Genomic DNA, 12,303 nt, shown 5'->3' with positions numbered 1-12,303 from the left:
TTCCGGCTGAAGGTGAGTCTACGGCGGCGGATTTCCGGTTTGTGCGGTGAGGCGGGCGTATGGGGGGTCTGGCGGGAGAGAGGCGCTCACCACACCTTCGGCCTCCGGGACGCCCACGGCGCCGCCTCCTCCAGCTGCGCGGCGAGCGCCAGCAGCGGGCCCTCGGCGCCGTGCGGTGCGCCCAGCATCATGCCGACGGGCAGGCCGTGGGCGGTCCAGCCCAGGGGGAGGGAGAGCGCGGGCAGCCCGGCGATGTTCCAGGGACCGGTGAAGGGTGTGAACGCGATCTGGGCCTCGAAATCGGCCGCCGGGTCGTCGTCGTCGCGCAGGGCCCCGACGGGTTGCGGGAGCCGGGCGAGCGTCGGGGTCAGCACGGCGTCGTACGGGGCGACGGCCGCGGCCAGGCGGCGCCCCACCTGCTGCATGGCGGCCAGCGCACGCGCGTAGTCCAGGCCGGTCGCCGTCCTGCCCTGTTCGCGCAGCCAGCGGGTGAGGGGCATCAGCTCCTCCTCCCGCTCCGGCGGCACGGGAGCCATGGCGGACAGCACCGCCCATACCGGCGTGAAGGCGTCCCGGTCGTGCGGGCGCAGCGGCTGCTCGGCGTCGATCACCTCGTGGCCCAGCTCGGCGAGCAGCGAGGAGGTCTTCTCGTACGCGGCGAGCACCTCGGGCTCGACGGTGACGCCCGGCACCTCGGGCCGCGCCCAGCGGGCGATGCGCAACCGGCCCGGGGGGCGGTCGCACCAGGTCAGGAAGGCCGTTTCCGGGGCGGGCACCGGGATCGGGTCGCCGGGCACGGGCCCGGCCATCACATCGAGCAGCGCGGCCGCGTCGCGGACGGTACGGGCGAGCGGCCCGGCCGTCGCGAGCCCGCTGACATCGCCCTGCGGGGCCGGGCTGATGCGGCCCCGGCTCGGTTTGAGGCCGACGATGCCGCAGCAGCTCGCCGGGATGCGGATCGACCCCCCGCCGTCGCTGCCGGGGGCGGCGGGCGCCAGCCCGGCGGCCACCGCGGCCGCAGCCCCGCCGCTCGACCCGCCCGCGCCGAGGGCGGGGTCGTACGGGGTGCGGGCGGGCGGCCCGACGCGGCTCTCGGTGTAGGCGGGGAGCCCGAACTCGGGAGTGTTGGTCTTGCCCAGCAGGACGGTGCCCGCGCGCTCCAGCAACTCCACCATGTGCGTGGCGGCCTCGGGCGGGGCGACCAGGTCGGCGAAGACGGCGGACCCGGCGGTGTACCGCACGCCGGGCACGGGGTCGAGGTCCTTCACCGGCAGCGGCACCCCCAGCAGTGGCGGCGTCGCACCGCCGCCGGCCAGTCGCCGCTCCCCACGCCGCGCGTCGTCCAGCGCCCGCTCCGGGGTGACGGTCATGTACGCGCCGACGTCGCCGTCGAGCCGCTCGATCCGCCGCAGATAGTGCTCGGCGAGTTCGACGGGGGAGATCTCGCCGCGGCGGACGGCCGCGGCCTGTTCCAGCATGGTCAGTTCATGCGCTTCGGACACGCCCCCACCCTAGGCCGCGCCCTCCGGCCGTATCGCGGTCTCTCCGGTTCTCCGGGTCCTCCGTACGGGGAAGGCTCGTCCCTCACCACCGCGGCACGGACGCTTCCCCTGTCCACCGCACGACAAACCGCCCAGCGGCGCATCGTCGCCGGGCGGTGGGGTACGACGATGGCCCGGTCTCAGGCAGATATGCCGTCGATCCGGGCCATCGCGTCGTCCGCGCCGTACGGCTGCAGGTATGGCAGCCAGCGCGGATCCCTATGGCCGGTGCCGATGATGCGCCACGCGAGCCCCGACGGAGGGGCGGGCTGGTGCCTCAGGCGCCAGCCCAGCTCGGCGACGTGCCGATCGGCTTTGACATGGTTGCAGCGGCGACATGCGGCGACCACGTTCTCCCAGGCGTGCTGGCCGCCGCGGCTGCGCGGAATGACGTGATCGACGCTGGTTGCGACGCCACCGCAGTACGCGCACCGGCCGCCGTCACGGGCGAACAGGGCGCGGCGGGTGAGCGGGACGGGGCCCCGAAAGGGGACTCGCACGAAGCGCTTGAGACGGACGACGCTGGGTGCGGGGATGACGCGGGTCGCACTGTGCATCAGGGCGCCGGAGTCCTCGAGGCTGATGGCCTTGTCGTTGAGGACCAGGATGAGCGCGCGGCGGAGCGGTACGACGCCGAGCGGCTCGTACGACGCATTGAGGACCAGGACGTGCGGCACGGGTGCCTCCTTGTACGCCGGCGGCGCGTGGCTTGCGCCGGGACGATCTGGTCTCAGTCTCTCCTCATGCCTGGTCGCGGCGCCACCACGTGCCGGTAACGCATCAGGAGTGTTTTCGACCACATCTTGTTTTCCCCCTGCTCGAAAGGCTCACTCTCTCGAACAGAGCGTCGGATGACACGGGATGCCCCGTTAGTGTGGTTGGTCGTCCCACACAGGAAGGTCTTCTCCGTGTCCTGGTTTCTCGCCGACGGCACCTCCTCACCCGACTCGCCCGCGTTTCGGGAGGCTCACGAGAACGCAACCGAGGCCGCCGGGTACGTGGAGCAGCACTGGGCCGACTGGCTCGCCGCAGGACTGCGCATCGTGCTGATCATCGTCATCGCGATGGTGCTGCGCTCGGTCGTCCGCCGGGCGATCACCAAGCTCATCGCCCGGATGAACCGCACCGCCCAGGCCGTCGACGGCACCGCGCTCGGCGGCCTGCTGGTCAACGTCGAGCGGCGTCGGCAGCGCTCCGAGGCCATCGGCTCCGTGCTGCGCAGCGTCGCCTCGTTCCTGATCCTGGGCACGGCCGCGCTGACGATCCTGTCGGTGCTGAAGATCAACCTGGCGCCCCTGCTGGCCAGCGCGGGCGTCGCGGGCGTGGCGCTCGGCTTCGGCGCCCGGAACCTGGTCACCGACTTCCTCTCCGGTGTCTTCATGATCCTGGAGGACCAGTACGGCGTCGGCGACACCATCGACGCCGGGGTGGCCTCCGGCGAGGTGATCGAGGTCGGACTGCGCGTGACCAAGCTGCGCGGTGACGAGGGCGAGATCTGGTACGTCCGCAACGGCGAGGTGAAGCGGATCGGCAACAAGAGCCAGGGCTGGGCGACCGCCGCCGTGGATGTGCAGATCCGCTACGACGAGGACCTGGACAAGGCCCGCAGCACCATCCAGCGGGCGGGCGAGCAGCTCTCCAAGGAAGAGCCGTGGAACGAGCGCCTCTGGGGCCCGGTCGAGGTCCTCGGCCTGGACTCGGTGACCCTCGACTCGATGGTGATCAGCACGACGGCCAAGACCATGCCCGGCAAGGCGCTCGGCGTGGAGCGGGAGCTGCGCTGGCGGATCAAGCAGGCCTTCGACGAGGCGGGCATCCGCATCGTCGGCGGGGTGCCGCAGGACGCGGCGGTGGAGGCGGGCGCCGACCCGTCGGCGGGCGTCGCCGCCCCGTCCGCGCTGGCCAATCCCACCTCCCCGCAGGCGCTGAACGCCGCGCCCATCCCCCAGCAGCCGCCCGGCGGCTCCGCGAGCCTCACCAAGTAGAACCCGGCCCCGCGCACGACCGGCCCCGCGCACGACCCGCCCCCGTGCACCGACCCGGGCCCCTGCACCGACCCGGCCCCTGCACCGACCCGGGTCCCTGCACCGATACGGGCCCCTGCACCGATACGGCCCCGCCCGCGGCACTGATGCCGCGGGCGGGGCCGTATCGCTGGTGCGTCCGCTCTGTGGTGCCGCCGGCCGGCGTGTTACGGCTGGTCGGCGGCTGCCGCGTCCGCGGCCTGCGCCTTGAGCGCCCGCTCGACCCCCGCGCGCGACTCGGTGACCAGCCGCCGCAGCGCCGCGTTGGGCTCCGCCGAGGCCAGCCAGGCGTCCGTCGCGTCCAGCGTCTCCTGCGAGACCTGGAGCACCGGGTAGAGGCCGATGGCGATCTGCTGTGCCATCTCGTGGCTGCGCGACTCCCAGGCGCCCTTCACCGAGGCGAAGTACTTGGCGGTGTACGGGGCCAGCAGCTCGCGCTGGTCGGTCTGGACGAAGCCGCCGATGACGGCCTCCTGCACCGCGTTCGGCAGCGTGTCCGACTCGACGGCCGAGGCCCATGCCTCGGCCTTCGCCTCCGCCGTGGGCCGGGCGGCCCGCGCCGTCGCGGCGTGCCGTTCGCCCGCCGAGGTCCTGTCCCGCTCCAGCTCGGCCGCGATCGCCTTCTCGTCCGCCCGGCCCGTCGCCGCCAGCCGCTCCAGCAGTGCCCAGCGCAGCTCGGTGTCCACGGCCAGGCCCTCGACCGTCTCGGTCCCTTCCAGGAGTCCGCCGAGCAGGTCGAGCTGGGCGTCCGTACGGGCGGTGGCCGCGAAGGCCCGGGCCCAGGCGAGTTGGTGGTCGCCGCCCGGCTCGGCCGTCCGCAGCTGCTCCAGGGCCGCGTCGCCCCACTGGGCCAGTCCCTCGGGACGCCAGCCCGGGTCGGCATAGAGGTCCAGGGCCAGCTTGAGCTGGCGCTGCAGCGACTGCACCACGCCGATGTCCGACTCCTTGGCGATCCCGGAGAGGACGAGGCCGAGGTAGTCGCGCGTCGCCATTTCGGCGTCGCGCGTCATGTCCCAGGCCGAGGCCCAGCACAGCGCTCGGGGCAGGGACTCCGTGAAGTCGCCGAGGTGCTGGGTGACGGTCGCCAGGGACTCGGCGTCCAGACGCACCTTCGCGTACGACAGGTCGTCGTCGTTGAGCAGGAAGACGGCGGCCCGCCGCTTGCCCACGAGCTGCGGCACCTCGGTCCGTTCGCCGTCGACGTCCAGCTCGATCCGCTCCGTACGGACCAGCTTGCCGTTCTCGTCGAGGTCGTACGCGCCGATGGCGATGCGGTGCGGCCGCAGCGTGGGCTCGCCCTTGGCGCCCGCGGGGAGTGCCGGTGCCTCCTGGCGTACGGCGAAGGAGGTGATCACTCCGGAGTCGTCCACGGCGATCTCGGGCCGCAGGATGTTGATGCCCGCGGTCTCCAGCCACTTCTTCGACCAGGTCTTCAGATCACGGCCGCTGGTCTCCTCCAGCGCGCCGAGGAGGTCCGAGAGCCGGGTGTTCCCGAACGCGTGCCGCTTGAAGTACGCCTGCACACCGCGGAAGAACTCGTCCATGCCCACATAGGCGACGAGCTGCTTCAGCACCGAGGCGCCCTTGGCGTACGTGATCCCGTCGAAGTTGACCAGGACGTCGTCCAAGTCGCGGATCTCGGCCATGATCGGGTGCGTGGAGGGGAGCTGGTCCTGCCGGTAGGCCCAGGTCTTCATGGAGTTGGCGAAGGTGGTCCAGGCGTGCGGCCACCGGCTGCCCGGCGCATGGGCCATGCAGGCGATCGAGGTGTAGGTGGCGAACGACTCGTTCAGCCAGAGGTCGTTCCACCACTCCATCGTCACCAGGTCGCCGAACCACATGTGGGCCAGCTCGTGGAGGACGGTCTCGCCGCGCGTCTCGTACGCCGCGTCCGTCACCTTGGAGCGGAAGACGTACTGGTCGCGGATGGTGACCGCGCCCGCGTTCTCCATCGCGCCCGCGTTGAACTCCGGGACGAAGAGCTGGTCGTACTTGGCGAAGGGGTACGGGTAGTCGAACTTCTCCTCGAACCAGTCGAATCCCTGGCGCGTAACCTCGAAAATGGCGTCGGAGTCGAGGTGTTCGGCGAGCGAGGGCCGGCAGTAGAGACCCAGCGGCACCGAGCGGCCGTCCTTCTCCCAGCTGCTGTGCACGCTGTGGTACGGGCCGACGATCAGCGCCGTGATGTAGGTCGAGATCCTCGGCGTCGGCTCGAACCGCCAGATGTTCTCCACCGGTTCGGGCGTCGGCGAGTTCGAGATCACCGTCCACCCCTCGGGCGCCTTCACGGTGAACCGGAAGGTCGCCTTGAGGTCGGGCTGCTCGAAGGAGGCGAAGACCCGGCGCGCGTCCGGCACCTCGAACTGCGTGTAGAGATAGGCCTGCTGGTCGACCGGGTCGACGAACCGGTGCAGCCCCTCACCGGTGTTGGTGTACGCGCAGTCGGCGACGACCTTCAGTTCGTTGGGGCCCGCCTCCAGCGACGGCAGCGCGATCCGGCTGTCCTTGAAGACCTCGGCCGGGTCCAGCGCGGTGCCGTTGAGCACGACCTCGTGCACGGCCGGCGCCACGAGATCGATGAACGTCCCGGCACCTGCCTCGGCGGAGTCGAACTGCACCGTGGTCACGGAGCGGTACGTGCCGCCCTCCTGGGCGCCGGAGAGATCGAGCTCGATCGCGTAGGAATCGACGGTGAGCAGGCGCGCCCGCTCCTGCGCCTCGTCGCGGGTCAGATTCGTGCCAGGCACGCGGTCACTCCTTGTTTTCGGACTTTCCGCCATCCTTCCACCATCCGCGCGGGGAGCGCGACGTCGTATTGCCGCCGGAAGGGGATCGGCGGTTCGGCCAGGCTGGCGCCATGACCACCCACGAAGCCCGGCCCATCGAACCCGCGGTGGTGCGCCGGCTCCGCGAGAGCGACGACGCCGGCCACGCCGCGGAACCCTTCACGGACGGCGAGGGCGGTGCGCCGCTGCGCTGCTGTCTGCGCCCGAGCGAGCCGGGGGAGAGGATCGCGCTCGTCTCGTACGCCCCGCTGCGCCGGTGGGCGGCGCGGACGGGCGCCCGCCCGGGCGCGTACGACGAGCAGGGCCCGGTGTTCGTCCACGCCGGGGAGTGCGGGGGCGCGGCGCCGGCCGCGGGCTATCCGTTCGCGCACCCGGGCGCCCTGCGCACGGTGCGGATGTACGACGCGCGGGGCCGCATCGTCGGCGGGCGGCTGCTGGAGGTCCCGGACGCGGGCGCGGCCACGGAGGCCTACGAGCGGGCCTTCGCCGAGGCCTTCGCGGACCCGGACGTGGCGCTGGTGCACGTGCGGGCCCTGGGGTACGGCTGCTTCCAGTTCGAGGTGGGCAGACCGTGACAAGGCCGTGGCCGCACCCCGGTAGGTGCGGCCACGGCCCGTGTCCGGTGCCTCAGCCCTTGAGCTCGGCGGCCACCAGCTCCGCGATCTGCACCGTGTTCAGCGCGGCGCCCTTGCGGAGGTTGTCATTGGAGACGAAGAGGGCGAGACCGTTCTCGGCCGTCTCGTCGGCGCGGATGCGGCCCACGTACGAGGCGTCCTTGCCCGCGGCCTGCAGCGGGGTCGGGATCTCGGAGAGCTCGACACCGGGGGCGCCGCCCAGCAGCTCGTAGGCGCGCTCGACGCTCAGCGGCCGCTCGAAGCGGGCGTTGACCTGCAGCGAGTGGCCGGAGAAGACCGGGACGCGGACGCAGGTGCCGGAGACCTTCAGCTCCGGGATGCCGAGGATCTTGCGGGACTCGTGGCGGAGCTTCTGCTCCTCGTCGGTCTCGAAGAGGCCGTCGTCGACGATCTTGCCGGCCAGCGGCAGGACGTTGAACGCGATGGGGCGCTTGTAGACGCCGGGCTCGGGGAAGTCCACGGCCCCGCCGTCGTGCGTGAGCTTGTCCGCCTCCGCGACGACCTTCGACGCCTGGTCGTGCAGCTCGCTGACGCCGGCCAGGCCGGAGCCGGAGACGGCCTGGTAGGTGGCGACGACCAGGGCGGTCAGGCCCGCCTCGTCGTGGAGGGGGCGGAGCACCGGCATCGCGGCCATCGTGGTGCAGTTCGGGTTGGCGATGATGCCCTTGGGCCGGTTCCGGGCGTCATCCGGGTTGACCTCGGAGACGACCAGCGGCACCTCGGGGTCGCGGCGCCATGCGGAGGAGTTGTCGATCACGACGGGTCCCTGCGCGGCGACCTTGGGGGCCAGCTCCTTGGAGGTGGCACCGCCCGCGGAGAACAGCACGATGTCCAGACCGGAGTAGTCGGCCGTGGAGGCGTCCTCCACCGTGATCTGCCGGCCCTGCCACTCCAGCGAGGACCCGGCCGAGCGGGCGGAGGCGAACAGCCGCAGCTCCTCCACCGGGAAGTTCCGCTCGGCGAGGATCGTGCGCATGACCGCCCCGACCTGCCCGGTGGCTCCGACGATTCCGACCCTCATGCGATTCCCTCTCGGTACGGGCGTGCCTGCCCGGCACGGCATATGCCTCTCATCATGAGCCGAGGCCGGGCCGGTCTGTCCACTCGATTGTCCTGATTGTCCGGAGTGCGGGACGGGGACGAACGGTGCGGGACGGACGGGCGGCCGGGCACGCGACCTTGTGGCGGATACCCAGGCCGGTGGCCCGTACGCCCGTGACCTGCGTCTCGTAGGCCCTGCGCGGGCGTCTCGCAGGCCCGTACGCGGGCCCGGAGCGCGCTCGTACGGCTGCGGGCCCGGCGGCGTCCGCGGGCCGACGCCCGCGCCCGTACGCCACCGGCCCGCGTGCCCGTACGCCACCGGCCCGCGTGCCCGTATGCCACCGGCCCGCGTGTCCGTACGCCGACGGGGCGGGTGTCGTCCCCTGACACCCGCCCCGCCGTTTCCGGCCCGCCCACGGGCCGCCGCAGCTCCTGCCGGAGACTACGGAGTGACCTTCTCGATCCGTACGCTGCCGACGCCCGCGGCGGTGCCGCGGCCGTCGAGGAGCTGGACCTCACCGAAGAACTGCCGTCCCTCGGGGGCCGCGCTGTCCACCACGACCTCGGCGGCGACCTGCGCCGACGCGCCGTTGGCGAGCTTGACGGCCTTCGACTCGTCGACCTCGACCCGGCCGAGCGACGACGCGAAGTACACGTCCCGGTAGTCGTACTCGGTGGTGCCGCTCGGGACCGCGTAGCCGATGACCTCGAAGGTGTAGGTGCCCGCGTCCGGCTTGTCGAGGCTGACCGCCTCCTCCGAGTCGCCGTCCGCGGACGAGCCGACCGGCTCGCCGTCGCGGTAGACGTTCAGGTCCAGGTCGGCGGCGTTGTCGGAGACGCTGCCGATGGCCACGTCGAGCCGCTCGACGCCCTCGCCGACCGTCAGCTCGGTGGTCTGGGTCTCGCCCTCCTTGATCGAGGGGCGCGCGGACTTGGACGAACCGAGCGAGCCGCCCTTGAGCTTGCCGTCGATCGCCGCGAAGCCGTTGGTGACCTTCCACTCGACCGGGGCCGGCGTGCCGACCTCGGCCTCGGGGAGGGTCTTCACCTCGGGGTCGAAGGACGCGCCGAGGGCCGTGACGTCCAGCTTGTACGGGTTGTCGAGCAGCGGCGAGGTGCGCCGCGCCTCGACCTCGATCTCCCAGACGCCCGGCTGCGGGTCCGCGTAGCTGCGCAGGTCGGGGCGGCAGGTGTTGGCCGGGTTGTCGTAGTTGTTGTAGCAGTTCGGCGTGGAGGTCGGGTCGACCGGAGTGCCGTAGGGGTGGATGGAGATGAAGCGGGTCTGGCTGCCCGCCTTCAGCCCGCCGATGGCGACCTCGAGCGTCTTCGCACCCTCGGGCACCGTCACGAAGTACGAGGCCGAGGCGTTGCGCTGCACGGTGCCGGACACCGGAACGGTGAACCCGGGCTCGGTCAGCGGCTTGGCCACTACCACGGTGGTCATGATCTGCCGGTCCACGCCCTCGGTGCGCTCGTCGTCCACGGTGAGGATCGCGCTGTGCAGCCCTGCGGTGCGGGCCTTGGCCTCGACCCTGAGAGTCACCGGCTTGTTCAGCGGCAGGTCGATCTCGTCGTAGCTCGCGAGGCGGAACGTGCCGTCGTTGTTGGCCAGTCCGATCCGGTGGCGCACCGCGCGGTCCGGGCCGGTGGTGCGGGTGACGGTGATGGCGTAGGTCTTCTTCTGGTTCGCCTTGAGTCCGCCCTCGCGGTCGTAGAGGCCGGTGCCGAAGCCCGGCTCCTTGAGCGCGAAGTCGATGGCGGTGTCGACCGGGGCCTTGACCGTGTAGTCGTGGGCGGAGGCGTTGTTCCGGATGGACTTCCAGGCGCCCAGGATGTCCATCAGCCCGGAGCCCTCTTCGTACGCCTGGACCCCCTTGATGTGCTTGGCCGTGGAGGTCAGCGCGGTGCGCAGCTTCGCCGGGGGCAGCTCGATGCTCTTCTGCTTCGCGGCGGAGAGCAGCAGCGCGGAGGCGCCGGCTGCCTGCGGGGAGGCCATCGAGGTGCCCTGGAGCATGCCGTAGCCGGCCGGGAGGGTGTAGCCCGCCTCGGCGACCGGGGCGCCCGGCAGCCAGGTCTGGATGGTGTTGATCGAGGCGCCGGGGGCGGAGATGACCGGTGTGAAGCCGCCGTCCTCGCGCGGGCCGCGCGAGGAGAAGGGCATCATGCTGTAGCTCTTCTCCACCTGCGAGCCGTAGTTGGCGGCCCAGGTGTCCTTGGAGACGGTGGCGCCGACGGAGATCACCTTGTCGGCCAGGCCCGGGTCGCCGATGGTGTTGGCGCCGGGGCCGCTGTTGCCGGCCGAGATGACGAGCTGGACGCCGTACTCGTCGATGAGACGCGTGTAGAGCTCGGCGCGCGCGTTGTTGCCGTCGTTGAGTGCGGGCAGGCCGCCGATCGACATGTTGACGATGTCGACGCCGCGCTCGGTGACGAGGTCGATCATGCCCTCGGTGAGCGCGACGTTGGTGCAGCCGCCGGTCCAGGTGCAGGCGCGCGAGGAGACGAGCTTGGCGCCGGGCGCCGCGCCGTTCATCCTGCCGCCGAAGAGGCTGTGGGCGGCGGTGATTCCGGCGACGTGCGTGCCGTGCTCGGACTCGATGATGCCGATGTTGACGAAGTCGGCCTTCTTGCCGACCCAGTCACCGCCGTACGGGTCGGTGGGGACGTCCTTGCGGATCTCCACGACGAACGGCACGCGCTCGGCGACATCGGTCGACGGGTCGTCCTTGCCGAAGTACGCGACCTGGTGGCCGTCCTTGTACGGCTTCATCACCTCGTCGTCGGTGAAGTCGCCGTTGTCGTCGAGGTCGACGCGTACGGTGCCGGCGGCCGGGTCGTAGAGCACGCCCCACACGTCGGTGGTGTCGCCGTCCCGGTTCAGGTCGCCCTTCGCGTCGCCGCCGGTGCTGGCCGACTCGCGGAAGACACTGACCTGGTAGGAGCCCGCGGGGGCGGTCCAGGTACGGCCGTTGAAGGTGAAGCTGGGCCCGTCGACCGGGTTGGTCATCCGGCGCCAGGTGGCGTCGGCGTCCACGATCGGGTCGGTGGCCGTCACCCAGTCGACGATCTTGCGCTCGCCGGTGGTGGTCTTCTGCAGCGCGGGATGACCGAGGTCCACGCCGGAGTCGAGGATGCCGATGGTCACGCCCCGGCCGTCCGCCTTCGGGTTCTGCTTCACGAAGTCGACCGCGCCGGTCTCGAAGGCCGGCTGGTACGGGTTCCTGGCCGGGGTGTTCTTGTCCGGCGCCGGGTAGGTGCCCTTCGCCTTCACCGCCGCGCCCTTGGCCCGGTCGGCCTGGGGCGTCGGGTCGTCGAGCGCGATCTCGTGACGGAGATCGATGCCGTGGACGCTGGAGAGCTTCTTCGCCTCGGCGATCGCCGCGTCGGCCCGGCCGGTGGGCACGGTGGCCCGTACGTACCCCAGCTTGTCGTCGGTCCGGCCGACCGAGCCGCCCTTGACCGCGTCGAGCCGGCCGGCGACCTGCTCGGTCGCGCCGGGAGCCGTGGCGATCATGAGGGTGACGTTCTTGTCGCCGTCGGCCTTGGCCTCGGCGAGGAGGTCGGCGTCGGCCGAACCGAGCTTGTCGTCAGCCGACTTGACCGGGGCGGGGGCGGCCGGGGCGGGGTCGCTGTCCGCGGCCAGTGCGGTGATCGGCGCGGTGGCGGCCAGTGCGGCCACGAGGCCGGCGGCGATCGCGATCCGTACCGTGCGTCTCGGACCGGGGTCGGGCGACGCGGGTATCGAGGGTGAAGGCATGGTCATCCCTGCTTCTCAAATGGAAAAGGGGGTCCGCATTTCGGAGCCGGATGACCGAACTTTTATGTAAAGGACGGGTGTTTGGGGAGAGTTGCCCAACACGCAATGAGCCCGTGGCACATTTCCGCCAACCGCCATCGAACCCAAAGTGCCGTCAATGCGGGCAAGTCGATTGGATCGCGGTCACGCGTGGTCGTCATCCGTACCGGCGCGGTGGCCGTCCGGGCGTAACCGGTCCCGTTCGAGCGGCCGGGAAAGCGGCGCACGAGGGGCCGCCACCCCGGTCCGTGGCGACCTCCGGCGCGGGCCGCGGCGGCTTCCTGTGCGCGGCCGGGCAGCTTCCCGTGCGCGCCGCGTGGAGCAAGCGCGTACCCCGCAGAGTGAACACGCGGTGAGCGCTGGATCTCCGGCATGCGAGGAGCGGATGGCCGTCCATGCCGAACGTGATCCATGTGCGGTGATCGGCGTCGCTCGTTTCTGCGTCGTTCAAGCTCAGGCCATCCCGAGTGCCAAACATCC

Annotated in this window: 7 protein-coding genes; 2 read left to right on the top strand and 5 right to left on the bottom strand. The window is 71.7% G+C overall.

Annotated features, from left to right (window positions below; genetic code table 11):
• Positions 1–86 precede the first annotated feature (86 nt).
• Positions 87–1,502: an amidase gene (locus tag ACGFNH_RS03965; protein ID WP_393651371.1), complete on the bottom strand. Its 1,416-nt coding sequence runs from the start codon at positions 1,500–1,502 to the stop codon at positions 87–89.
• A gap of 179 nt (positions 1,503–1,681) precedes the next feature.
• The gene (locus ACGFNH_RS03960; RefSeq protein WP_360849715.1) at positions 1,682–2,218 is read right to left on the bottom strand and encodes an HNH endonuclease; all 537 of its coding nucleotides are present in this window, start codon (positions 2,216–2,218) and stop codon (positions 1,682–1,684) included.
• Between the two features lie 231 nt (positions 2,219–2,449).
• On the opposite strand from ACGFNH_RS03960, the gene ACGFNH_RS03955 reads away from it, so the two are divergent.
• Positions 2,450–3,526 carry a mechanosensitive ion channel family protein gene (locus tag ACGFNH_RS03955; RefSeq protein ID WP_393651370.1) on the top strand — a complete coding sequence of 359 codons (1,077 nt, stop codon included), beginning with the start codon at positions 2,450–2,452 and terminating at the stop codon, positions 3,524–3,526.
• A 206-nt stretch (positions 3,527–3,732) separates the two neighbouring features.
• On the opposite strand, the gene pepN is transcribed toward ACGFNH_RS03955, so the two are convergent.
• Entirely contained in the window at positions 3,733–6,312 is a 2,580-nt protein-coding gene (pepN, locus tag ACGFNH_RS03950; protein WP_393651369.1) for an aminopeptidase N, read from the bottom strand.
• 110 nt (positions 6,313–6,422) lie between these two features.
• Between pepN and ACGFNH_RS03945 the strand changes: the two genes are divergently transcribed.
• Positions 6,423–6,926, top strand: a complete 504-nt coding sequence (locus ACGFNH_RS03945) for a DUF1203 domain-containing protein (RefSeq protein ID WP_393651368.1) — start codon at positions 6,423–6,425, stop codon at positions 6,924–6,926.
• A 52-nt stretch (positions 6,927–6,978) separates the two neighbouring features.
• Here ACGFNH_RS03945 and ACGFNH_RS03940 read toward each other — a convergent pair whose 3' ends face one another.
• The gene (locus ACGFNH_RS03940) at positions 6,979–8,007 is read right to left on the bottom strand and encodes an aspartate-semialdehyde dehydrogenase (RefSeq protein WP_393651367.1); all 1,029 of its coding nucleotides are present in this window, start codon (positions 8,005–8,007) and stop codon (positions 6,979–6,981) included.
• Positions 8,008–8,469: 462 nt separating this feature from the next.
• Positions 8,470–11,790: a S8 family serine peptidase gene (locus tag ACGFNH_RS03935; RefSeq protein ID WP_393651366.1), complete on the bottom strand. Its 3,321-nt coding sequence runs from the start codon at positions 11,788–11,790 to the stop codon at positions 8,470–8,472.
• Positions 11,791–12,303 lie beyond the last annotated feature (513 nt).

Source organism: Streptomyces sp. NPDC048639 (genome assembly GCF_043199075.1).
Lineage (GTDB): Bacteria > Actinomycetota > Actinomycetes > Streptomycetales > Streptomycetaceae > Streptomyces.
This window is presented reverse-complemented; position numbering and strand designations above follow the sequence as displayed.